The following is a 23,609-nucleotide window of genomic DNA, read 5'->3' on the forward strand; positions in this document are numbered from 1 at the left end:
TGCCGCCATGCCTAACGATATTGTCAGACTTTCGGTCGAAGGCCTTAACTGCGCGTCCTGCGTGGGCCGGGTGGAACGCGCCTTGGCCGCGGAGCCGGGTGTGGTCGCGGTCGCCGTCAATCTGGCCACGAAAACGGCGCAGGTGCAGGTGGCACCCAATGCGGCGCGCGCGGCTGAATTGGCCGAAGCCTCTGGCAAGGCGGGTTATCCGGCGGCGGTGTTGGACGAGACCTCTACCCGCGCCCCCGATACGGCGGAAGAGACCGAGGCCGCGTTCCGGCGGCTTTGGATCGCGCTGGCATTGACCGTGCCGGTCTTCACACTGGAAATGGGCGCGCATCTATTTCCCGCCTTCCACCAATTGATTGGCGCCACGATTGGTCAGCAAGGATCTTGGTTAATCCAGTTTACCTTAACGGCGTTAATCCTTTTGGGGCCGGGGCGCGTATTCTTCCGCCTTGGCGTGCCGGCCTTGATGAAAGGTGCCCCCGAGATGAACAGCCTCGTGGCTTTGGGCACGGCGGCGGCATTTGCTTATTCAACCCTCGCGACCTTCGCGCCGGGAGTGCTGCCCGCGGCCTCTCGTGCCGTCTATTTTGAAGCCGCCGCTGTCATCGTCACGCTGATCCTGTTGGGCCGCGCCCTTGAGGCCCGCGCAAAGGGCCAAACCGGCGCCGCGATCAGCGCCCTGATCGGGCTGCAACCGCAAGAGGCCCGCGTTTTGCGTGATGGCGCGACGTTAACCATAGCCATCGACGCCTTACAGGTGGGCGATATCATCGTTCTGCGCCCCGGGGAAAGAGTGCCGGTGGATGGGGAAATCATCGAAGGCACGTCATTTCTTGATGAATCCATGATTACTGGAGAGCCGGTTCCCGTTGAAAAGTCATCCGGCGCGGCCGTCACCGGCGGCACGGTGAACGGGGCGGGGCCTTTGCAAATCCGCGCCACGCGGGTCGGCGCGGACACCACGCTGTCACAGATCACGCGCATGGTTCAAGACGCCCAGGGCGCCAAGCTGCCGATCCAAGCCATCGTGGACCGCGTGACGCTTTATTTCGTCCCGGCGGTGATGGCGCTGGCTGCGTTAACCGTGCTGATCTGGCTGACTTTCGGCCCCGATCCGGTGGTGACCTACGCCCTTGTGGCGGGGGTCAGCGTGTTGATCATCGCATGCCCCTGCGCAATGGGATTAGCCACGCCAACCTCGATCATGGTGGGGACGGGGCGGGCGGCAGAGCTTGGGGTTCTGTTTCGAAAAGGCGACTCTTTGCAAGGGCTTAGCGGTGTGGGCCTTGTCGCGCTGGACAAGACCGGCACGATCACGGAAGGGCGGCCCGAGGTGACCGAGGTGAGTCTGGCCGACGGCTTCAAACGGGAGACTGTTCTGGCACAGGCGGCAGCGGTAGAGGCCGTTTCAGAACACCCAATCGCCCACGCCATCGTGCGGGCCGCCAAGGGCGTGTTTACCGCGACCGATGCTGTCGTGATCCCCGGTTTCGGCATCCGCGCCATGGTGGATGGCCGGATGGTCGCTGTGGGATCGGATCGTTTCATGGCGCAGGAATCTGTTGATATCCACCCCCTTGCCAGCGCCGAAGATGCGCCCCTATCGCGGGGGGAAACGGTGGTCTACGTGGCAGTGGAAGGCGTGATCGCCGCAATGATCGCCGTAGCGGATCAGGTAAAACCCTCTAGCGCCGCGGCGATTGCGGCGCTTAGGGACAGGGGCCTGCGGGTTGCGATGATCACCGGTGATCGACAGGCGACTGCCATGGCGATTGCCGCGCAGGTCGGCGTGGATGAGGTGGTGGCCGAAGTCTTGCCGGACGGAAAGGTTAAGGCCCTTAACGAATTGCGTCAGGGGGAGACGGTGGCCTTTGTGGGCGACGGCATAAACGACGCACCCGCATTGGCGCAGGCAGATGTCGGCATCGCCATTGGCACCGGGACCGACGTGGCCATTGAAAGCGCCGATGTGGTGCTGATGTCTGGAGATTTGTCAGGCGTGGTTACGGCCTTTGATGCCTCGCGCCACACCATGCGAAACATCCGACAAAACCTTGGGTGGGCATTTGTGTATAACGCGGCGCTGATCCCCGTGGCGGCAGGGGTGTTGTACCCATTCACGGGACTACTGCTGTCCCCGGCCTTTGCGGCGGGCGCGATGGCGTTGTCGAGCGTTTCAGTCGTGGTTAACGCCTTGCGGTTGCGCGGCATGGGGGCGGCATGAACATCAAAGATGTTTCCCAAGTCTCTGATTTGCCGGCCAAAACGATCCGTTACTATGAGGAGATCGGCCTGATTGCCCCGGCTCGGGGGCTGAACGGCTACCGCGACTTCAGCGATCAGGATCTTCATAAGCTGACCTTCATTAGCCGGGCTAGGGCATTGGGTTTTTCGATCAGCGAATGCCGCGTTCTTCTGGCACTTTGGGAAGACAAAGACCGCTCCAGCGCCGAGGTGAAGGCGGTAGCGGCCACCCATTTGGCCGAGATCGACGCCAAGATCGCGGCGTTGACCGACATGCGAGCCACCCTGTCGCATTTGGTCGAGACCTGCGCGGGCGATGCGAAACCCGATTGCCCGATCTTGACGTCGTTGGCGCAAGGTTAACGTCGTTAACGACCAAAGAGACGTGCGGCGATGGGCGCGCCGATGATAACGGCCAAGATGCGCAGCAAATGGTGGGCCACCACAAAGGCAACATCTGCCCCCGCGATCAGCGCCAGCACTGTCATTTCGGCCTGCCCGCCGGGGGCGAAGGCAAGGAGAGACTCCATATGTGGTGCCAGCCCTAAGGCCACCACAACTTCTGCAAAAACGCCTGAAATCAACAGGATCACGACGCAATAGCCGAGCGCTGCCAGAACGTCCCGCCGCACCTCGGCCCCCGTGACGCCGCCGTATTTGGTGCCAATGGTCATGCCGATGAAGAACTGCGCCACGAAGATCGCCTCGGCGGGCGGGCGGTGGTTCAAAATGCCCGCCATGGCTAGGATTGCCGCTGCGATCAAGGGCCCCAGGATCGACGCCCCGAACAGGCCGACGGCTTTTGCGACCTGCCAGCCCACAAGCCCTGCCGCGATCATCCACAACATTTCGTCCCAAGGGAGCGAGGTCGCAGGGGCGCCGGGTGGGTTGCTCAGGTCCACCTCCCAAGCGCCGACCAGAATAAACGGCAGGATCGTGACGATCACCAGAACCCGCGTGGCATGGATTAACGACAAAGCCCGCACGTCGCCGCCGGCCTCCTCGCCAAATGCAAGCATATCTTGCAGGCCACCGGGCATGGCCGAGTAGTAGCTGGTGGGGAAATCGAACCCCCACAGGCGTTGAAAATAAGGGATGCCGACCGCCCCGATGAGCGCGGTCATTACCAGCATCATCAGCAACGTGGGCCACATTGCGCCCAAGCCGAGCACGACGCTCATGCTCAGGGTTGCGCCCACGGCGACGCCCAGAATGGCGCGCATGGCATGGTTAATCGTGGCGTTCCCGCTCATCACGATGCCGAGCAACGCCGCGACGAGGCAAGAGGCTATGGGCCCAAGCAGGAACGGCAAGGGCAGGCCCGCCCCATAGAAGGCCGCGACGCCCAAAGCGGCAATCACATAGGTGCGCGCAAGGACTAACATTGGCGGTATCGTCGCGGGGGCAAGGCTGGGGTCATCTGAGCGCTTTCTTGCAACGGGGCGGGGGTGTTGGGTCTATCGGAACTTGCGGATATCAAGGGTGAGCATTCCCGCCCGGTCCGCCGCCTCAAGCCCCTGATCGCTATCCTCTACCGCAAGGCATTGTTGGGCCGGAATATCCAAGGCCAGTTGGGCGGCGCTGTAAAGGTCGGGGAAGGGTTTCGGACGCATTCCGGCGTCGTCTGCCGTGACGACGACGCTGGCCCGTTGCAGGGCCGGGTGCTGTGCCGACAAGGCCGTCACAATTGGGCGAAAGTTATTCGTGACAATCCCGATGGGCATAAGCGGTAACAGGTCCTTCAGGGCGGCGAAGGTATCGGGGAATAGGCGCATGGTGGGGGCCTGTTGCACGCTTTCTTGGATGAAATCGGCGACAATCTTGTGGCCGTCCAAAGAGCCACCGTGATCGGCGTTCCAAGCTTGCGCCATGTCAAAAGCAGACAGCCCCGTACGGGAAGACAGCCAATCTTGTTTCAGTTCCGCGCTTTGGAGGCTCCAAGCGGCTTTCAGGCTAAGGAAATTCTCGGAATCGCTGTTGGTTAGCGTCCCGTCGAGGTCGAAGAGAACGGCCTTGGGCTGACGGGTTCGGATCGCCGTCATTAGCGGGCTTTGGGCATTGGTTGCGGTCATGGAAGCTCCGAGGCCAAGGACGCTGGCGGCACGGCGGCACAGATGCCGGACGTGCCGAAAGATGCGTGACCCGAGGTGCTTTTCAGCGGCCCCGGACCCCGCGGATGGCGTTAGGCGAAGGCCTGCAAACCGGTGATGCCGCGGCCCATGATGAGGGCGTGGACGTCGTGGGTGCCCTCGTAAGTGTTAACGGCCTCAAGGTTCATCACGTGGCGGATCACGCCGTATTCGTCGCTGACGCCATTGCCGCCGTGCATGTCGCGGGCCTCCCGCGCAATGGTTAACGCTTTGCCGCAATTGTTACGCTTCATCAGGCTGATCAGCTCGGCAGGGGCGGTGTGATCGTCGAACATCCGGCCCAGTTGCAGGGCCCCTTGCAGGCCCAGGGCGATCTCGGCCTGCATGTCGGCCAGCTTCTTCTGGATCAGCTGCGTTTGCGCCAGTGGGCGGCCAAATTGCTTGCGGTCCATGGTGTAGCTGCGGGCCGCGTGGAAGCAGGCCTCGGCCGCGCCCATGGCGCCCCATGCGATGCCGAAACGCGCCCGGTTCAGGCAGCCGAAAGGACCAGCCAAGCCACTGACTTCAGGCAGTAAATTTTCCTCGGGCACAAAGACTTCATCCATCTGGATCATGCCCGTGATCGAGGCGCGGAGCGAGAATTTCCCCTCGATCTTCGGGGCGTTCAGACCCTTCATTCCCTTCTCAAGAATGAAGCCTTTGATCTTGCCGTCATGGGCGTCGGACTTGGCCCAGATGATGAAGACATCGGCGATGGGGGAGTTGGTGATCCAGTTCTTCGCGCCGGAAAGGCTGTAGCCGCCGTCCACCGCTTTGGCGCGGGTGACCATCGACCCGGGGTCCGATCCGTGGTCCGGTTCGGTTAACCCGAAACAGCCGACCATGCGGCCCGAGGCCAGCTCTGGCAGGAATTTCTGGCGCTGCGCCTCGGTCCCATAGGCGAAGATCGGGTGCATCACCAGAGAGCTTTGCACCGACATGGCCGAGCGATAGCCGCTGTCGATCCGCTCCACCTCGCGGGCAACCAAACCGTAGGAGACGTAGTTGGCACCGATGCCGCCGTATTCCTCGGGGATGGTCGCGCCCAGAAGGCCCATATCGCCCATCTCGGTCATGATATCGCGGTCGAATGTCTCGTGGCGGTTGGCCATGACGACGCGCGACCCCAACGCTTCCTGGCAATAGGCATGGGCGCTGTCGCGGATCATCCGCTCCTCCTCCGTCAGCTGGTTCTCCAGCAGAAACGGGTCGTCCCAAACCAAGCTCGCAGGCTTGGCCCGGGCGGATTGGGGGGTGACATTGATCGCGGTGGCGGCGTCCATGGACTGTCTCCGGTTGTGAGGGGTTTCACGAATTACTAGGCGCGTTGCTGCGCGACTGCAAGGAAAGTGAGGGGTCGCGATCCGGGCACTGACCGGCTTGAAAGGTCGGCTTGGCGGCGGTGGTAACTTCACCTTCATGAGCTTATCTTTACGCTGATAGCAGGCTGTTTTCTTTGGGCGAGAGCTGCACATGGGTGGACCAAAAGACTGGACGCAACAATTTCCCGGGCTGGCCCGTTTGCCTGACCATGTGCGCCGGAAATTGCAATCCGATGGCAAATTGATACGGGTGGCTGAGGGGGCACAGATATTCGGCCCCGGTCATGTGCCTGATAGCCTGTTGTTTTTGCTTGATGGCACGGTGCGGGTTTCCCAAAGTTCGGACGTCGGGCGAGAGATTGTCTTGTACCGGGTCGAGGCGGGGCAAAGCTGCGTCATGACCACGGCCTGTATGCTGGCCCATGAAGCGTATTTGGCCGAGGGTATCGCGGAAACCGACGTAACCGCCATGGCGCTGCCCAAGGCCACGTTCGACGCCCTTGTCTCCGATGCGCCGGTGTTTCGAGATTTTATTCTTGCCGCCTATGCTCACCGCTTGACCGGGATGTTCAAGATCATCGAAGATGTCGCCTTCGGTCGCATTGATGTTCGGCTTGCGGCGCGATTGTTGGAGCTGTCTGACGGTGCGTCCGAGGTCACCGCCACCCATCAGGCGCTGGCCAGCGAACTAGGTACAGCGAGAGAGGTGATCTCTCGTCAGTTGCACGAATTCCAGCGCCGCGGTTGGTTAGAGCAGCAACGGGGCAGGGTGCGGATATTGGACCAAAATGCTCTATCTGACTTGGCGACGGGCTGAGCGTCACTTTTTTGCGCCGTTTGGTGACTTCGTCACAGAACTCCCGCCGCGCAGTGCTTAAACTAAGTGGACCTGCCGCCACTGGACGCAGCGTGCGGCCCCAAGAACCAAACCGGAGAGGCTTGATGGAAACTGAATTTACCCCATGGATATCGTTACTTGGTGGGGGGCTTATTGGCCTTTCTGCGACCTTGCTGATGTTGTTTTTGGGACGGATCATGGGGGCGACAGGGGTTCTTGCGGGCTTCATCTTTCCGGCATCGCGCGCAGACTTCGCTTGGCGCGCCGCTGTGGTGGCGGGGATGGTGACGGGGCCATTGGTTGTCTGGCTGGTCAGCGGCAACATGCCCGAGGTTCAGGTGCCAATCAGCCTGCCGATGTTGCTGGTGGGCGGCTTTATCGTCGGCATTGGGGTGACCTTTGGGGGCGGGTGCACATCCGGCCACGGGGTCTGCGGTATTGCCCGGCTTTCGCCGCGGTCTATCGTGGCCACAGCCACGTTCATGATTGCCACTTTGGTCACGGTGTTCATCGTGCGTCACGTTTTGGGGGCCTGAGTTATGCGTTTAATCATTGCTTACGCGATCGGGATCATCTTCGGTGTCGGAATTTCGATTTCTGGCATGGCGAACCCGGCCAAGGTGCTGAATTTCTTCGATGTCGCAGGCACTTGGGACCCGTCGTTGATCTTCGTGATGGGCGGCGCTCTGGTCACGACCTTCATCGGTTACAAACTGGTGTTTGGCCGCTCTGCGCCGCTGTTTGGCTCGGCGTTTCTTTTGCCCGAACGGCGTGACATTGATCTGCCGTTGGTTGGCGGCTCTGCGGTCTTTGGGATCGGCTGGGGCATCGCGGGCTTCTGCCCCGGTGGCGCATTGCCCGCCCTCGGCACCGGCAGGTGGGAGGTATTTGCCTTCACAGGTGCCCTCGGCCTTGGCATTATCGTGGCGCGACGCGTTCAGATCGCCATGGCTGCAAAGGCCTGACATCCACAACGACAGGAGATTGCTATGCCCAACTACCCCGTCAACATGGATGTTGAGCCGCTGGTTGAAGGCTTCTTCGACGAAGGCACCAATACGATCAGCTATATCGTGCAGGATCCGGCCTCTGACGCTTGCGCGGTGGTCGATACGGTCATGGATATCGATTATGCGGCGGGGCGGATCACCTCATCCCATGCCGACGCGCTGATTGCCCGGATTGAAGAACAAGGCCTGACGCTGGAATGGATTATCGAGACCCACGTCCACGCCGACCACCTATCTGCCGCCCCTTATATTCAGGAGAAGTTGGGCGGCAAAATCGGTGTCGGGGCGAAGATCATGGTGATCCAGGACACTTTCGGGAAGGTGTTCAACGAGGGCACGGACTTCCAACGCGATGGCAGCCAGTTTGATGCGCTGTTTAACGATGGCGACACCTATATGATCGGCACAATGCCCGTGTTCGTGATGGCCACGCCGGGTCATACGCCCGCCTGCATGGTGCATGTCATGGGCAACGCGGCCTTTGCGGGAGATACGCTGTTCATGCCCGATGGCGGATCAGCGCGCGCGGATTTTCCCGGCGGGGACGCGGGCGAGCTATATGACAGCATCCAGAAAGTCCTGTCTTTGCCCGACGAAATGCGCCTGTTCATGTGTCACGACTACGGGCCGGGGGGGCGTGCGATTGCGTGGGAAACCACGGTGGCCGAGGAAAAGGCCAGCAATATTCACGTGGGCGGGGGCAAAACCCGGGAGGATTTCATCGCGTTCCGCACGGAACGGGACGCGCAACTGGCGATGCCAAGGCTGATTATCCCATCGCTACAAGTGAACATGCGGGCGGGTGAAATCCCCAAGGATGCTGACGGTAACCCGGTGCTGAAGGTGCCCGTGAACGGGTTGTAGCGCGGACCTAGCCCGCAAGCAGCACGGCAACGATCTTGTCGATCACCGAGTCCTGCCCGCGGGTCTCACCAATCTGGAGGCAGAGGCTCCGGTCGAGGGCGATCTTGTCGGCAAACGGTGCCACCAAACGCCCGCGCCGAAGCGGCTCCTCCACCAAAAAGCCGTGCCCCATCAACACGCCCGCGCTGTTCTTGGCTTCTTCCAATGCCAGACCGTAAAGCGAGAAAGTCGGCCCCGGTGTGCGCAGGTCCAAACCAGCGCTCACGCCCATATTCCAAGTCTGCCAATCGCTGTGCCAATTCACATCGCTCAGCAATGTCTCGGCCGACAGGTCCGCCGGGGCGGTTAGTCGCGCGGCGATATCTGGGGCGCAGACGGGAAAAATCTCATCCCGTGCGATGGCAAGCGCGTCCTCCGCGCCACTGTGATCCAGCACGAAAAGGCTCAGGTCAAACGGCTCTCGCTTCAGGTTCGGCGGCGTTTCTCGGGCGGTGACAGAGACCCGCAGGTCGGGAACCGCCGCCCGCAAAGCCCCGAGGCGCGGCGCAAGCCAGAGGTGCGCAACGCTTGGCAATGCCGCGATGCGGATCGTCAGGGGGCTGGCCTTGCGCAACAGTCCCACCACCGCGCCGCCCATGATATCAAAGGCTTGCGTCAAATCTGCCGCCGCATTGCGGCCCGCGTCATTCAAGCTGACCCCTTGGGCGTGGCGGTCAAACAGCCCCATGCCCAACCACGCCTCTACCGCTTTGATCTGTTGCGACACGGCGGCGGGGGTCACGCAAAGCTCATCGGCGGCGGCGACAAAACTGCCAAGGCGGGCGACGGCCTCGAACACGCGCAGACCGTTGAGGGGGGGCAGGTTCGGGCGTTTGGAAGGTATGCTCATGCTAGGCATAGATATTCTACGCCTAAGGCGAAGTAAATCTCGTTTGCGCCAAGGGGCGGCGGCGTGGTCGTGTGGTGCAAGTGTCGCGCACCCGCGCAGCCCCCTCAAAACAAGCAGAGCCCCAAGATGACGCAATATTTCTCAGCCCCGATTGCCCAAACAGATCCGCTGATTGCCGATGCCCTAAAGGCCGAGCTTACCCGGCAACAGACCCAGATCGAGCTGATCGCGTCCGAGAATATCGTCAGCCGCGCCGTGTTGGATGCCCTCGGCCATGAGATGACCAACAAGACGTTGGAAGGCTACCCCGGCGCGCGGTTTCATGGCGGCGGGCAGAATGTGGATGTGGTGGAGCAGGTCGCGATTGACCGGGCCTGCGACCTGTTTGATTGCGCCTATGCCAATGTGCAGCCCCACTCTGGCAGCCAAGCCAATCTTGCGGTGTTCTTCGCGCTTCTCAAACCCGGCGACCGGGTGTTGAGCCTTGATCTGGCCGCTGGCGGGCATCTGAGCCATGGTTTGGGGGCTAATCTGTCGGGCCGCTGGTTTGAGGCGCATCATTACGGTGTGGATCGTGATACCGGCACCATTAACTATGACACGGTCGAGGCCCGCGCCCAGGAGGTGCAGCCCAAACTGCTCATCGCGGGCGGTTCTGCCTACCCCCGCAGGCTCGACTTTGCACGACTGGCGCAGATTGCCGAAAAGGTGGGGGCGTATTTTATGGTCGATATGGCCCATATCGCCGGTTTGGTCGCTGGCGGTGTGCATCCGTCGCCCATTCCCCATGCGGATATCGTGACCTGCACCACTACCAAAACCCTGCGGGGCCCTCGGGGCGGGTTGATCCTGTCGCGTGATGAGGCATGGCGCAAGAAGCTGCAATCTTCGGTGTTTCCGGGCGTCCAAGGCAGCCTTCACACGCAGGTTCTGGCCGCCAAAGCGGTGTGCTTGGGCGAAGCACTGGACCCTTCGTTCAAGGACTACGCCGCCCGCGTGGTGGACAACGCCGCCGTCTTGTCGCGGGCCTTGCAGGCGGGCGGGATCGACATCGTGTCAGGCGGGACGGACACCCATATTGTCCTGTTGGACCTGAGCCGCCAAGGCCTCTTGGGTCGCGATGCAGAGGCGTACTTGGATCAGGCCAATATCACCAGCAACAAGAACCCGGTGCCCTATGATGTGGCGAACCCGAACAAATGGGTGGGCCTGCGCCTTGGGGTGGCAGCGGCCACCACCCGCGGCTTCACGGCGGCGGATTTCGACCGATTAGGCACAGAGATTGGGGCCGTTTTGACGGCAGATGAAGGCACGCGGGAACAGCGGTTGGCCTCGGCCCGGAAGATAACGGCAGAGCTTTGCGCGACCTATCCGATATATGGGGGGGAGGGGCGTTGATTGGTTATGATGCGAAAATTGGTAAACCAATATTCTGATAGGAACGGGAATATTCTGTTTGAAATATAAATAAAGTGCGTCCATACCTTTTGGATGCCTCTTCCTTTCGTGGGAAATTGGTAAACCAATATGGAAGGTTTCAGCAATGGGTAGCACAGCAGGTAAAAGCCGTGGTCTAGGGGATGATCTTCCAGACACCATGCGGGCGTGGGTGCTTGGCGACCCAGAGGAGTTGACCCTAACGGACAAGCCAATGCCCACACCGGGCCGGGCTGAGGTTTTGGTACGCATCGACGCCGTTGCCATCTGCGCCACCGATCTGGAGATCCTGACCTACGGCACCCCCGCGCTGATCGAGGGCGGACCTCCGTTCAACAAAAACTACACGCCGGGCCATGAGTATATGGGCACTGTCGCGGCGCTTGGGCCGGGGGTGGATGAATTCGCCGTGGGTGACCGGGTGACGGTAGAAATCCACGCGGGCTGCGGCCAATGCAAACGGTGCCGCATGGGGATGTATACCTCGTGCCACAACTACGGGCTCAACTACGGGGACAAGAATAAAGGACACCGCGCCAATGGGTTCACCACCGATGGGGGCTTTGCGGAATACGCGGTTAACAACGTTAACACGTTGATCCGGGTCCCCGACGAGATGTCAGATGAGGAGGCGACGTTGGTAGTGACGGCGGGCACCTCCATGTACGGGCTGACGGAATTGGGCGGCTTGGTGGCTGGCGAAAGCGTCGTGGTGATCGGACCGGGGCCTATTGGGTTGCTGGCGGTGGCCGTGGCCAAGGCGCTTGGCGCATCGCCGGTGGTGTTGGTCGGCACGCGCGAAAGCCGCAATGCCATTGGCCTGCAATTGGGGGCGGATCACGTGATTGATGCCCGGACCGAAGATGTCGTGCCGCGGGTGAAGGAACTGACGGGCAAGGGCGCGGATTACGTCGTGGATTGTGCGGGCAATGAGACGACGGTGAACCAAGCCGTCGCCATGACCAACCGGGGCGGCAAGATCTGCCTTGCGGCCTTCCCGAAAAACGCGGTGGAATTTAACCTTGGTGCGTTGGCGGTTAACAACATTTACCTTTACGGCATCCGGGGCGAGGGGCGATCCGCCACCCACCGCGCGATGGCCTTCATGGAGGCGGGCACCTTCGACGCTAGCTTGATCCATACCCACACGTTTCCGATGGACGACCTGCCCACAGCACTCAAGTATGCGAAAGAGCGGATCGACGATGCCATCAAAGTTGTCGTATCCAACAGGCCGGGCGTCGTTGGCGGCGCGAAATCCAAAGGACCACAGACATGACCAAAGCAAGACGCGGCATCTACGCCGCCGCCGTGACGCCTTTTGACCAAAACGGACGGGTGCAGCAGGGAAAACTCGTTGGCTATTGCCAGCACTTGCTTAGCGATGGCGGCTGCGACGGTGTTGCCCCCATCGGCACCACCGGTGAGGGAACCTCGACCGCGATGGCAGACCGGTTGGCCCTGCCTGCTGCCTTCGCGGAGGCCGGAATTGAAGCGGACCGGGTGATTTTCGGCACCGGTGCGCCCTCGCTTCCCGATTGCGTCGAACTGACCTCTGCGGCCTGTGCGTCGGGCTATGTTAACGCGCTGATCCTGCCGCCATACTACTATAAGAATGCCTCCGATGACGGATTGTTCGCCTTTTATGCCTCAGTGATCGAGCAGGTGGGCCGCGATGATCTGCGCATCTTCTTGTATCATTTTCCGCAGATGTCGATGGTGCCCTTCAGCACCGATCTGGTCCTACGCTTGAAGGCTGAATTTGGCCCGATCATCGCGGGGCTGAAGGACAGCAGCGGCGACTTTGAGCAGTCGCGCGGTTTTATCGAGGCAACGGGCGGTGTGGCCGAAGACTTCGACGTGTACCCCTCGTCCGAGGCGTTCTTGTGGGACGGTCTGTCAATCGGCTCTGCGGGCATCATTTCGGGCTCTACCAACCTCACGGCGCGCGCGGTGCAGGTGGCAAAATCCGCGCCCGAGGGGCCGGCCCGAGATGCCGCGATGGACATCGTGCGCACGGCCCGCGCTACGGCGTCGAAATACCCGCTGATGGCGTCGATGAAGACCGCAGAAAGCTGGCGCAGCGGCGATGACACTTGGTTAACGATGCAGCCCCCTCTGCGCCCGATGCCAGAAGAACAGAAAGCAGCGTTCAAGAAAGATCTGGACGCGATAACAGCCATTTAACCCCGGAGGACACCATGACCACCCCCCAGACCCATGGCCCCGACCATGTTGTGATTAACCAAGATCCCGCAGCTTTCGCCCATTGGCCTGATGGCCTTTATCAAGAGATGTTGGGCGATCTGGATAACGGGTGTGTGGGGTCGGTCTTGGTGTCCGAGACGGAAACGATGCGGATCTGGCACCTGCATATTCCCGCCGGGGGACGGTGCCGTTTCCACCGCCATGTAAACCGCTATTTCTGGTCCGCTTTGGTGGATGGAAAAGCGCGGGGCTACTTCTCGTCGGGGGAAATCCGCGACGTGGAACACTATGCCGGAGAGACCAAGCATTTCGACTATGGCGATGGGGATCACATGGTGCATTCCGTTGAAAACATTGGCGAAACGGATTTGTTGTTCACCACGGTAGAATTCATTGACGGCCCCAACACGCCCCTTGCTGTGCCGGATGACTTGCGGTTGAAAAAGCCGAACTAAGCCTTAGTCAGGCGCGGCTACGAGAGATGGGGAGCATGACAGCGGAATTGTCCAAGTCCCCCTCATCGTGACGTAGGGCGTCTTCCATCATTTCCAGATAGGTCCGGGTGAACGGCAACCCTTGACCGGCGGCCTGCGCTTGGGCCTGGATCAAGGCGAAATCCTTGGCCGATTGCACGATGCGACCTTGCGGAGCGAAGTCGCGGTTAACCATTAACGCGCCCTTCGCGTCCATCACCGCAGAATAGGCGGCAGAAGCCTTGGCGAGTTGCAGAAAATCGCTGCCCGCCAATCCAATGCTTTCCGCAAAGATCATCCCTTCCGCCAAAGCCGCGCGGTGGAGGCCAAGCACAAGGTTAATCGCCAGCTTGGCCCGGTTACCATTGCCGACTTCGCCCACATGGATGTGTTGCCTTGCGATGTCGTCCAATAGCGGGGCGACCGTTTCGGCGGCGGCAATGTCTCCGGCCACAAGGAGCAAGACATCGCCCTGTGCCAGGGCCTTGCTGGTGCCGGAAATCGGGGCCTCCAACAGAGTGATCCTTTTCGCCCCCGCGTTGTTGGCAAGGGCCCCCATGCGGTCCGGGTCACAGGTGCTGAGAGAGATCAGGATCGTGGGCGAGGCCGGGGCCTGAGCGATCAATTCGGCCAATTGGTCCGTGTCATAGACGCAGGAAAACACGACATCGGCGGCCCAAACTTCGGCTGCCGAGCCAAAGCTGCCGCCCGTTTCTGTAAGCCAGTCGCGGGCGTCCGCGGCCACGTCGGTGCCTGTGACCCTGTAACCGGCTGCGATCAGGCGCTCCGCCAATGCGCGTCCGATCAGGCCAAGTCCAAAGACGCCGACACGGGGCAGGGTACGGCTCACCGTGCGGCCTTGGCCAGGTCGGCAAACATCGGAAAAAGATAGGAAAAATCAGTGTCAGCGTCGCCATTTTTAATGGCTTGGTGCAGCACATCGTGGGTCATGTCGGTGTAGATCGACGGCCCGCCAAGGGCGTCGGCGAAGCGGCGGGCAAGGCCCAAATCCTTCTCGAGGTTCGAGATGACCGAGCGCCCGTTCATCACCCCGCCCAAGATATCGCGGGGAAAGCGCACCTCGGTCACGAAGCTGCGCGCGTTGCCAGCGTTGAGCACATCGACGGCTTGCGCCACGTCTAACCCGGCCTTTTCCGCCAAGGTCAGCCCCTCGCAGGTCGCCAGGAACGCGCTGTGCAAAATGAGGTTGTGGACCAGTTTCATGGCGTGGCCCGCACCGACCGCGCCCAGATGAAACCGTTGCGCCGAGATGATATCAAGCACCGGCGCGATTTGCGCGATCACTTCGGTGTCGCCGCCCATCATCAGCGTTAGCTTTCCCGCATCGGCCCCCGCCGCGCCGCCGGTCATGGCAGCGTCCACAAAGTTCACGCCGCGGGTCTTCAACTCGGCCGCCAGCGCCACGCTGTCGTCAGGGTGAGAGGTCGTTAGATCGACAATCACTTGCCCCGCCCGTGTCGGTAAATCTGCCATACATTCAGCTACTTGCGCAGTGCTTGGCACGACGAATAGGATCACATCACAAGCGGCCACATCATCGCTAACCGCTTCAGAAAGTCCGGCCACCTGTCGCTGTTCTGCCTTGCTATCGCGGGCCGCATAAAGCTGTCCTGCACGGTCCAGACAGCGAGCAATGCCGCCGCCCATCTGGCCGATGCCAACGACGCCAATCCGGGTCATGAGGAGCCCTCATTCTGCGCTGCGAGCATATCGGCGAGGGTCGCCAGCGCGTGGTTAGACAGGGGCAATTCCACAGGGTCACCCGTCGCGGCCGAGATATCGGCGGCCAGATAGCTTTCCATCACCATCCGCGCGTGGGCGGGCGAGACCAAGGGGTCACGATCGAGCAGAACCGACTCCAGAAAATGCAGCGTTTCCGGGCCCATTTGCCCCGCATACATGTGGTCTACGTGTTCGCCCGGCATTGTGGACAAGGGGAATTGCGTGTGGCCTTCCACGGTCGAATACCAGTTATCGCGCGACGTATCGTCGAGGATTAGCGCGCCTTCGGTGCCCGTAATCTCGATCCATGTGCCGCAGTAATTGGGGTAGGCGGGGGGCAGATTCCAGCCGCCGCCGATCACCACCAGCGTGCCGTTATCCATGTTCACGGTGTTCCACATGCAATCAAAGGACCCGTTGAGCTTTTCCATATAGCCGTAGGCGCCTTGGCTGTAGACCTTGGTGGGTTTCGCATCGAGCAGCCAGTAGACGAAGTCCAGATCGTGGGTGGATTCCATCGCCGCGGGTGACAGTTTCACCCGCCCCGCAATCCGAGAGCCCAAGCTGCGCGACAGATGTCGGCTGACCATGACGTTGACGATTTTGCCAAGCTTGCCTTCCGCGATATTCTTCTTGGCCCAAGCGATCTTGGGATTAAAGCGCTGCGAATAACCGATGGTGAACTTCACCCCTTGCTCGGCGGCGATGTTAATCAGGTCGTCCGCCTCGGCCAGCTCCATCGCGATGGGCTTTTCCAGCAGAACATGCTTGCCCGCCTTCAGGCAATCGCGGGCGATGGGGTAATGCGTGGGTTCGGGCGTGGTGGAGATATAGACCACCGCAATCGCGGGGTTGCGCACGATGTCTTGGTAGTCATCGGTGGCCGTCGCAGGGTTGGTTAACGCGCGTACTTCGGCCAAACGCTCGGGCTTGATCTCACAGATGTGCAGCTTGTCTACCAAAGCGGATTTCGCCAAGGATTCGGCGCGCATTCCGCCACACCAGCCCGTTCCGATTACCGCCACTTCTACCTGTCTCATGCACAATCCACCCTGTCCAAGTTATTGAAAGATTTTACAGAACTGGAGTGCAATCAGCCAAACAACAACTCCTGATAGGGGGTATGTGAAGTTCTGATCCCGCAGCTAGTCATCGTAGCTTTGGGTCAGGGCCGCGCGTGTTGCATTCAGGTGGGCGGCCATGGCCTTCGCGGCGGCGGCCCCGTCGCGCGTGGTTAACGCGGCGACGATGGCATCGTGTTCGTCAAACGAATGGTAATCCCGCTCGGGCTGCTGGTCGGCAGGGGCGAGCCTGCGCCAAACCACCACTTGGCGCACCCCATTGAGGATATCGAACAGCGCCAGCAGCATCGTGTTGCCCGAGGCGGCGGCAATCAGGCTGTGAAAGTCGTGGTCAAGCGTTTCATAGGCGGCCCAAGTGGGGGCATTCCGCATGGCATCGGACATTTCCTGCAAGGAACGCAGTTGCTTAGGTGTCGCGTGAAGGGCGGCCAAGCGGGCGAGGGCGGGTTCTAGCACAAGGCGGGCGTCCATCGCATCTACGGGGCCCGTCGTTTCCGACAGTGCCCCGATGGTGGCGTCAATTCCCATGGCGCTGCGCGGCGGTGGCGGGGTTCTGGCAAGGAACGTGCCGCGCCCGACGTGGCGCTCCAGCATCCCTTCGGATTCCAGAACCAGCAGGGCGTTGCGCAGTTCGGCCCGGCTTAGGCCCAAGGTTTCCGACAGGCTCCTTTCCGGCGGCAGGCGCGCGCCCCGCGCCATTTCCGTAGTTGCGATCCAGCGTCGCAAGCGTGTCAGGTTTCTGTCTTGCATTGGTTGTCCAATTTAGTTTCCCGGACTCATTGCCATCATCAGGCTTCCGGTCGCAACATTAATGTTTATAGTCATTACCTATCGGGGAGGGTGTCACAAATGACGTTAATTGGTCAACCAAATCTACCGAAGCCCCGCGCTTCTCTAGACCTGATCGCGGGGCGACATGTGGGCGACGGTTTCCCCGGTCTCAACGAAGGTCCGGGTGACGTCGCGGGCGGCATAGATCCACAGGATTGTCAGGGGGCCGTCGCCGATGTTGCGAAAGTAATGGGGCACGTCTGCGGGCACAAAGCTGGTGTCCATCGGCCCCAGTTCGGTTACGGCGCCGCCGACCATCGCCTCGGCTTGGCCCGCCAAGATTGTTACCTGCTCGGCACAGTTGTGCGTATGCAGCGGCGCGGCGGCGCCCGCCGGAAACACGGTCGTGCCGGTGGTGAAAGGGGCGGCGTCGGCCACGGATTTACCCACCATCAAGCGCGTTTGTACCCCGTCACCTCGGGCGAACGGCGTGATGTCCGCGTAGCTGATGATCGTGCCGGTTTCCTGAGAATGTCCCATATCCCGTTCCTTTCCTTTAAAGAGGTTTTCAATGTCTGATCTTGTTTCCCAAAGCGATCTTGTGGCCTTCATCGCCCGGTGTCTGGTGTCTTGCGGGATGCCTGCCGCCGATGCCGACAAGGTGGGCGCGCTGATGGCGCAGGCCGATGTGAATGGCCAGGAAGGTCACGGCGTGTTCCGTCTGCCGATGTATATCAAGCGCATTCGGGCGGGGGGGATGAACATGACGCCCGCGTTTAAGCGCCTGTCGGATCGGCCCGCCACAGCGTTGATTGATGGTGATAACGCCATGGGGCATCTGGTGATGCACCACGCTACTGAATTGGCGATGGAGAAAGCGCGCACTACCGGCGTGGCCTGGGTAGGCGCGCGGATGTCCAACCACGCGGGTCCGGCCTCGCTCTATGCGATGATGCCCGCGAAAGAGAACATGATCGGCCTCTATCTGGCGGTGGGTTCGGCCAATCATATGCCGCCTTGGGGTGGGACGGATATGTTGCTGTCCACCAATCCGATTGCCGTGGCGCTGCCCTCCAAGGATCACCCGCCGATCGTGCTGGATATGGCCACGACGGTTGCAGCATACGGCAAGGTCAAGACCGCCGCGCAACGGGGCGAGCAGATGCCCGAAGGCTGGATGGTGGATCGCAACGGCGATCCGCTGACCGACCCCACCCGCGCGAGCGAAGGGTTCTTGTTGCCCATCGGCGGGCCCAAGGGCTACGGGCTGTCGCTGGTGTTCGGCATCCTTGCGGGCGTTTTGAACGGGGCCGCTTTTGGCCGTGATGTGGTGGATTTCAACGCTGACGCCACTAGCGTCACGAACACCGGGCAAATGATCCTTGCCCTTGATATCGCGGCCTTTGCCGACCCCGATGCCTTCCGAGCCGAAATAGATGACGTGTGGCGGCAGATGAAATCCTCGGCCAAGATGCCCGGCGTCGATGAGATCCGCCTGCCCGGGGAGCGGATGGACCGGGTGCGGTTGGAACGATCCACCAAGGGCATTCCGCTCTCTGACGCCTTGCGCGCGCAGCTGGCGGCGCTGGCCGGGGAATTGGGGGTGGCGGCGCTTTGATGCGCAGCGCCCGCACCTAAGAGACAAGGCGCGTCGGGTCACGGAATTGGGCGGGCAGGGGCTGCCGCGTGATCTGCCCGCCAAAGTTCAACGGCATATCGAGGCCCATCATTCGCAAAGCGTACCAATAGCCGACCGAGGTGGACGAGATCACAGGTTTGCCCAAGCGGTCCTCTAGATCATCGACGATGTCGGCGATCCCAAGGGCACCGCCCACATGAAGGATGGTATCAACCTGGTCCGTGTTCACCTTGTCAAAGGCGGCATGGATTGCGTCCATCGGCACGTCGATGATCCGGTCCGAGGTTTTGACGTGGAGCCAAGCGGTCTCGGGCACTGCGAACCCATGGGCGCGGTAAAAGCCGCGCGCGCTTTCAGAATATTCCTCCGACATGGGGGAAATCAGGCCAATCCGCTTGGCCCCCACGGTGTTCAGCGCGGCGACACAGGCATCGCCAGCGGTCACGATGGGGGTGTCGGGCAGGGCGGCTGCAAGGTCGGCGCGGTAGGCGATTTGGCGATCAAGGGACCAGTTGCGCATTTCAACGGAGTTGGCGCAAAGAACCATGTCGGGCCAGCTACCCCGCGCTTGTCCCATGATCGAGACCATCGCCTCGGGCACCTTATCCTGGACCGAGATATCAAACCGATAGGTCTGATTGCTGACCCCGTCGGGGCGGAGCATTTCATGCTCGGGCTGCATGTTTGAATTCTGCTGCGGGATCATCAGTGCCAGAACGCCAAGGGGTCCATATCTATCGGGCATGGGTGTGATCTCCGGTCTGCTTTTTGGGGGGGAGGGTAGAAAGGGCGAGGGCAACCAGATGGCTGCCCCCGCCCGATGTCACCGCATTATTGCGATGTCAGTTGGTTCACCAGCGCCTCGTACGCGACGCTTTGATCAGCACGCATGGCCTCGTATTCATCACCGGTGATGATGTCGATGTTCTCACCCAGACGGCCCATCATGCGGGTGAAGGTGGTGTCTTCGCCGAGAGCCTCGAACGCCTCGCGCAAGGTTGCCAAGGCATCTTCTGGCGTGCCGGCTGGGGCCAGAACGACGCGGTGCATGAAGCCCACGTCGCCCTCGACACCGACTTCCTCGAAGGTCGGCACGTCGTCATAGATACGCTCCGGCCCGGCGGTGGCCAGAATGCGGATCGTGCCAGCCTCTAGGTGGCTGCCGAGGGACGAGGGGAAGCCCATGGTCACGTCGGCGTCACCTGCCAGAAGCGCCTGCAAAGCGGGCCCGCCACCTTGGTAGGGAACAAGGTTCCACTGCATATCGAGCGACTGCATGAACTGTGCGGCAGGCACGAACAGCGCCCCCCAGTTGCCCGAATGGGCCATCTGGATGCCGCCGGGATTTTCGCGGGAAGCGGCGATCAGGTCGTCCATCGTCTCATAAGGGCTGTCGGCGTTCACGGCCACGGCGATGGGGGCGTAGTTGACACGCGCCACGGTCACGAAATCCTCGGCCGGGTTGTAGGGCAGGTTCTCGACGTGCTGTTGCAGCATGTCGATATAATTGTGCGTGAACAAAAGCGTGTAGCCATCGGCGGGGGCGTTGGCGACCTCTTGGGTGCCAAGCTGACCGCCCGCGCCGGGTGTCAGGCGCACGATCACGGCCTGTTCCAGATAGGTCGGAATGATCGAAGTGATGACCCGCGCGTTCAAGTCATGGGATCCGCCAGCACCCAATGGGATGACCATCGTGATGGGGCGTTCTGGGTATTCGGATTGGGCCATCGCGCCAGTGGCGGCAACGGCGGCCCCGGTCACGGCCAAGGCGGCTGCAAAGTTCTTCATCATGTCTTTTCTCCCTAGATTGAATGGTGGAAAGCGGCGCCCTCCTGCGCCGCCTTCCGTCTTATGTTGTTGGTGTCGTTGTGGTTTTTGTTTTGGGTTTGCCGTAGAGGCGCTTCCACAAAAGATATCCGGCAAAGGGCGTGGCCAGCAGGATCAACATCGCCCCGATGCGTTCGGTCACGAAGAAGCCAAGCGCATCCCCGTTGGACATAGCGACGGTCTGGCCAAAGGCGTATTCCATCGAGGGTCCAAGGATGAAGCCCATCACCATCGGCATCACGTCGAACTTCGCGGCCTTGGCGATGATCCCGAAGGCGCCAAAGGCCACGAGGATCAACAGGTCGGTGGAGTCGGAGCGGAACACATAGGTGCCCGCGAAAGCGAACATGATAACGACCGGGATCAGGATCGAGGTCTTGATCGTCACCAGCCGCGAGAAAAACGGAATGGCGAGGTAGCCAATCACCACGAACAAGATGTTCGCCATCACCATTGCGACAAGGATCGCGAAAACCGTGGCACCTTGTTGTTCAAACAACTCTGGTCCCGGGCGCAGGCCCTGAGCCACGAAGGCACCCAGCAGAATGGCCGTGACGTTGTCGCCGGGGATGCCGAGGGTCAGCAAAGGCACCAGCGTCGGGCCGTTCACGGCGTTGTTGGCGGCCTCTGCGGCGGCGACGCCTTCAAGCTCGCCCTCGCCAAAGGTCTCTGGGTGGTCGGAAGCATTCTTGGCCGCCGAATAACCCATCATCGCGGCCACGATTTGGCCCAGACCGGGGATGATCCCGATGCCCGTCCCGATCAGGGTAGAGCGGCCAATGGTACGGGCACAACGGCGGAACTCGTGCAGTTTCAGGCGCTCTCCCATCAGGGCGGCAAGTTTGCGGCCCTTCTCGTTGCGGATCACAATGGAGGCGACCTCAGGAATTGCGAAGACGCCGATCAGCATGGGCAGAAGCGGAATGCCCGAACGCAGGTCAAACAGCCCGAAGGTAAAGCGCTCCACGCCGCCCAAAGGGTCCGTGCCGATGAACGACAGCCAAAGACCAAGCATCATCATCACCAAGCCCTTGACCGGGTTCGCAGCAGAGGTGGCGGCGATAATCACAAGGCTCATCAGCAGCACGGCAAACAGCTCGGGCGGGCCAAATTGCATGACCAAAAAGGCGATGGGGAAGATCATCATGATGGTGAAGATGTCGGAGAACGTATCGCCCGAGGCCGAGGCAAACAGCGCCATATCAAGGGCTTTGCGCGATTTGCCCTGTTGGGTCAGCTTGTAGCCATCCCTCGACGTTGCCACCGCCGCGCCTGTACCGGGCATCGACAGCAAGATCGCCGGAACGCTGCCGCCGAAGATGCCTCCCTTATAGATGCCAAGCAGGAAGGGGATGCCCACGAGAGGGTCCATGAAGAAAGAAATCGGCAACAGGATCGCCATTGCCATCAGGGTAGTGAATCCGGGCAAAGAGCCGACAAGCATCCCGGCAAACAGGCCAATGGCAACCATGGTGACTGTGTCCAGTCGCATGGCCATGCCAAACCCTTCGATAAATTGGTCTATCATTTAAGCCTCTACAGTCAGGGTCACGGGATGGGTCAAAACGGCAGAACGCGGGCGTAAAAGAGCTCGATCGCGATCAGTTCGGGAAGCGACACGGCCAGAAGGCGCGTGGCGGCAAGGTATAGGGCGATGGGGCCGATCAGGCTGACCAGCACGATCTGGATCGGGTTGCGCGCCTCCATCACCAGCGACAGCAATGCGATGGTCACGGCGGAAGAGATTAGGAAGCCAAAGGGGGCCATGGTCAGCGCGTATAGGGTAAGGATGCCGAACAGGATGAAGGATCGGACCCATTCGGCGCGTTTCATCGGCGTGTCCTGCATTGCCCCTTGGCCGCGTGCGATCAGCACCAGGGCGATCACGCAAAGCACCGCCAGAAGGGTGATCGTGATGGCGGGGAACATGCTTGGCGGGATCGCGGAAAGCGACCGTCCAAAAAGCGCCCGAGGTGCCGCGATGAGGGAACCCATGAACACAAGCGACAGGACAGAGGCCACCAGTAGGGCGAGCGTCACTTGCGTCTCGGGTGTTCGGAGGAGGGATTTGAAGGTCACGTCGCACCTCTTGTTGTGGGGATTGGATGGGTCAAACGGCTTCTCCGCCTTGCGCCGAAGGCGCAGAATTGGACCCTTGCGCCGAAGGCGCAGTATCGGCCATTTGCGATGCCGGCGCCGCGTCATCCCAGAGCGCCAGGAGCGCGGCGTCGTGTTGGGCGCGGGCGCGCGCGGTGTGGGGGGCGGCGGCAGCTTGCCAGGCGGCCTGCTCTGCCGCGGTCAATTCAATAAGCGTGGCACCGGATGCAGCCAGCGCCTTTGCACACTCAGCGTCATCGCTTTGGGCAAGGGCGCGTTGGGAAGCGGTGGCCTCGGACGCGGCAAGGGTGATTGCGGTGCGGATGTCGCCGGGTAGGGCGGCGAGACGGGCCTTGTTGAACACCAACAAAGCGATGCCCATCAGGTGCGCCGTGAGCGTGATGATCGGCAAAGGCCCGTGAAGGTTGAAGTTATAGGTATTGGTCAGCGGGTTTTCCTGAGCGTCAACTTGGCCGCTGGTCACGGCCTCGGTCAGGTCTTTGGCGTCGATCACCTGTGGGTTGAAACCTAGGGCGCGGAACACGCGCTGGTGGTCATCGTTGGGCAGGGTGCGCAGCACCAGACCCTTGCAGTCATCGGGCGCACGTAGGGGCGTTTGCGCCGTTGCCATGTGGCGCAACCCATTGTCCCAGACCCCAAGCAGCGCCAATTCCGTGGCCGCGCCGATGTCTTGGGCGAACCTTGCGCCTAGGGGGCCGTCCACCAGTGCCAATCCCTGCGCCCGATCCGGGGCGCTAAACGGCATGTCAAACAGGGACAACGCGGGCACGCGGCCCGCAAGATAGCTGGAGGCGATGTAGCAGCCGTCAAAATCGCCCGCCTCGACCAAGCCGGGAAGATCCTCGGTCTTGATCCCTTCAGGGCCGACATTGGTGCGCAACACAACTTCTACACGGTCGCCCAACTGACGTGTCATCGCATCGCGAAACACCTCTAGCCCCCGGGTATGGACCGAGCCGGGGCCTTGGTAGCCCGCAAGCGTTATGCGCCACGGCGCCGTCATTGG

General features: G+C 61.2%; 25 protein-coding genes. 11 read left to right on the forward strand and 14 right to left on the reverse strand.

Translation table 11 applies throughout. The annotated features are described in order from the left end of the window. Positions 1–7: 7 nt before the first annotated feature. Together K3728_08625 and cueR are read left to right on the forward strand one after the other, a co-directional pair. A complete protein-coding gene (locus tag K3728_08625) occupies positions 8–2,233 on the forward strand; it encodes a heavy metal translocating P-type ATPase (protein UWQ97259.1) in 2,226 nt (741 codons plus the stop codon). Further along, positions 2,230–2,616 (forward strand): Cu(I)-responsive transcriptional regulator, encoded by a 387-nt coding sequence (gene cueR / locus K3728_08630; GenBank protein UWQ97260.1) that lies wholly within the window; start codon positions 2,230–2,232, stop codon positions 2,614–2,616. The genes K3728_08625 and cueR overlap by 4 nt, the downstream gene beginning before the upstream one ends. Before the next feature lie 5 nt (positions 2,617–2,621). Here cueR and K3728_08635 read toward each other — a convergent pair whose 3' ends face one another. From K3728_08635 to K3728_08645, 3 genes are all read right to left on the reverse strand, one after another. Further along, entirely contained in the window at positions 2,622–3,638 is a 1,017-nt protein-coding gene (locus K3728_08635) for an AbrB family transcriptional regulator (GenBank protein ID UWQ97261.1), read from the reverse strand. A gap of 72 nt (positions 3,639–3,710) precedes the next feature. Beyond that, positions 3,711–4,325 carry an HAD-IA family hydrolase gene (locus K3728_08640; GenBank protein ID UWQ97262.1) on the reverse strand — a complete coding sequence of 205 codons (615 nt, stop codon included), beginning with the start codon at positions 4,323–4,325 and terminating at the stop codon, positions 3,711–3,713. Positions 4,326–4,435: 110 nt separating this feature from the next. Then, positions 4,436–5,665, reverse strand: coding sequence for an acyl-CoA dehydrogenase (locus tag K3728_08645; protein ID UWQ97263.1), 1,230 nt, complete (start codon positions 5,663–5,665; stop codon positions 4,436–4,438). 190 nt (positions 5,666–5,855) lie between these two features. On the opposite strand from K3728_08645, the gene K3728_08650 reads away from it, so the two are divergent. From K3728_08650 to K3728_08665, 4 genes are all read left to right on the forward strand, one after another. After that, on the forward strand, positions 5,856–6,521 hold the full coding sequence (locus K3728_08650; GenBank protein UWQ97264.1) for a Crp/Fnr family transcriptional regulator: 666 nt from the start codon (positions 5,856–5,858) through the stop codon (positions 6,519–6,521). A gap of 125 nt (positions 6,522–6,646) precedes the next feature. Next, complete coding sequence (locus K3728_08655) at positions 6,647–7,078, forward strand: YeeE/YedE family protein (GenBank protein ID UWQ97265.1); 432 nt, start codon at positions 6,647–6,649, stop codon at positions 7,076–7,078. 3 nt (positions 7,079–7,081) lie between these two features. Further along, positions 7,082–7,507, forward strand: a complete 426-nt coding sequence (locus K3728_08660) for a YeeE/YedE family protein (protein UWQ97266.1) — start codon at positions 7,082–7,084, stop codon at positions 7,505–7,507. A gap of 24 nt (positions 7,508–7,531) precedes the next feature. Further along, complete coding sequence (locus K3728_08665; protein UWQ97267.1) at positions 7,532–8,416, forward strand: MBL fold metallo-hydrolase; 885 nt, start codon at positions 7,532–7,534, stop codon at positions 8,414–8,416. A gap of 7 nt (positions 8,417–8,423) precedes the next feature. On the opposite strand, the gene K3728_08670 is transcribed toward K3728_08665, so the two are convergent. Further along, entirely contained in the window at positions 8,424–9,305 is an 882-nt protein-coding gene (locus tag K3728_08670; protein ID UWQ97268.1) for a LysR family transcriptional regulator, read from the reverse strand. Between the two features lie 126 nt (positions 9,306–9,431). On the opposite strand from K3728_08670, the gene K3728_08675 reads away from it, so the two are divergent. From K3728_08675 to K3728_08690, 4 genes are all read left to right on the forward strand, one after another. Beyond that, positions 9,432–10,703: a serine hydroxymethyltransferase gene (locus K3728_08675; GenBank protein ID UWQ97269.1), complete on the forward strand. Its 1,272-nt coding sequence runs from the start codon at positions 9,432–9,434 to the stop codon at positions 10,701–10,703. A gap of 145 nt (positions 10,704–10,848) precedes the next feature. After that, complete coding sequence (locus K3728_08680; GenBank protein UWQ97270.1) at positions 10,849–12,021, forward strand: zinc-binding dehydrogenase; 1,173 nt, start codon at positions 10,849–10,851, stop codon at positions 12,019–12,021. Then, positions 12,018–12,929, forward strand: coding sequence for a dihydrodipicolinate synthase family protein (locus K3728_08685; GenBank protein UWQ97271.1), 912 nt, complete (start codon positions 12,018–12,020; stop codon positions 12,927–12,929). Before K3728_08680 ends, K3728_08685 begins: the two co-directional genes overlap by 4 nt. A gap of 14 nt (positions 12,930–12,943) precedes the next feature. After that, positions 12,944–13,405, forward strand: a complete 462-nt coding sequence (locus K3728_08690; protein ID UWQ97272.1) for a cupin domain-containing protein — start codon at positions 12,944–12,946, stop codon at positions 13,403–13,405. Positions 13,406–13,412: 7 nt separating this feature from the next. Here K3728_08690 and K3728_08695 read toward each other — a convergent pair whose 3' ends face one another. From K3728_08695 to K3728_08715, 5 genes are all read right to left on the reverse strand, one after another. Then, on the reverse strand, positions 13,413–14,273 hold the full coding sequence (locus K3728_08695; protein ID UWQ97273.1) for an NAD(P)-dependent oxidoreductase: 861 nt from the start codon (positions 14,271–14,273) through the stop codon (positions 13,413–13,415). Then, positions 14,270–15,124, reverse strand: coding sequence for an NAD(P)-dependent oxidoreductase (locus K3728_08700; protein UWQ97274.1), 855 nt, complete (start codon positions 15,122–15,124; stop codon positions 14,270–14,272). Before K3728_08700 ends, K3728_08695 begins: the two co-directional genes overlap by 4 nt. Beyond that, positions 15,121–16,206, reverse strand: coding sequence for a Gfo/Idh/MocA family oxidoreductase (locus K3728_08705; protein UWQ97275.1), 1,086 nt, complete (start codon positions 16,204–16,206; stop codon positions 15,121–15,123). Before K3728_08705 ends, K3728_08700 begins: the two co-directional genes overlap by 4 nt. Positions 16,207–16,311: 105 nt before the next feature. After that, positions 16,312–16,998, reverse strand: coding sequence for an FCD domain-containing protein (locus K3728_08710; GenBank protein UWQ97276.1), 687 nt, complete (start codon positions 16,996–16,998; stop codon positions 16,312–16,314). Positions 16,999–17,142: 144 nt separating this feature from the next. Beyond that, positions 17,143–17,559: a cupin domain-containing protein gene (locus tag K3728_08715; protein ID UWQ97277.1), complete on the reverse strand. Its 417-nt coding sequence runs from the start codon at positions 17,557–17,559 to the stop codon at positions 17,143–17,145. Positions 17,560–17,590: 31 nt separating this feature from the next. On the opposite strand from K3728_08715, the gene K3728_08720 reads away from it, so the two are divergent. Further along, positions 17,591–18,637: an Ldh family oxidoreductase gene (locus K3728_08720; GenBank protein ID UWQ97278.1), complete on the forward strand. Its 1,047-nt coding sequence runs from the start codon at positions 17,591–17,593 to the stop codon at positions 18,635–18,637. 16 nt (positions 18,638–18,653) lie between these two features. On the opposite strand, the gene K3728_08725 is transcribed toward K3728_08720, so the two are convergent. The 5 genes from K3728_08725 to K3728_08745 form a co-directional block, all read right to left on the reverse strand. Further along, on the reverse strand, positions 18,654–19,403 hold the full coding sequence (locus K3728_08725; protein UWQ97279.1) for a hypothetical protein: 750 nt from the start codon (positions 19,401–19,403) through the stop codon (positions 18,654–18,656). 86 nt (positions 19,404–19,489) lie between these two features. Further along, the gene (locus K3728_08730) at positions 19,490–20,449 is read right to left on the reverse strand and encodes a tripartite tricarboxylate transporter substrate binding protein (protein UWQ97280.1); all 960 of its coding nucleotides are present in this window, start codon (positions 20,447–20,449) and stop codon (positions 19,490–19,492) included. Positions 20,450–20,507: 58 nt separating this feature from the next. Continuing rightward, on the reverse strand, positions 20,508–22,013 hold the full coding sequence (locus K3728_08735; GenBank protein UWQ97281.1) for a tripartite tricarboxylate transporter permease: 1,506 nt from the start codon (positions 22,011–22,013) through the stop codon (positions 20,508–20,510). Between the two features lie 32 nt (positions 22,014–22,045). After that, positions 22,046–22,564, reverse strand: a complete 519-nt coding sequence (locus K3728_08740) for a tripartite tricarboxylate transporter TctB family protein (protein UWQ97282.1) — start codon at positions 22,562–22,564, stop codon at positions 22,046–22,048. Positions 22,565–22,595: 31 nt separating this feature from the next. Further along, complete coding sequence (locus K3728_08745) at positions 22,596–23,606, reverse strand: TRAP transporter substrate-binding protein (protein UWQ97283.1); 1,011 nt, start codon at positions 23,604–23,606, stop codon at positions 22,596–22,598. Positions 23,607–23,609 lie beyond the last annotated feature (3 nt).

Source organism: Rhodobacteraceae bacterium M385 (assembly GCA_025141835.1).
Taxonomy (GTDB): Bacteria; Pseudomonadota; Alphaproteobacteria; order Rhodobacterales; family Rhodobacteraceae; genus Gymnodinialimonas.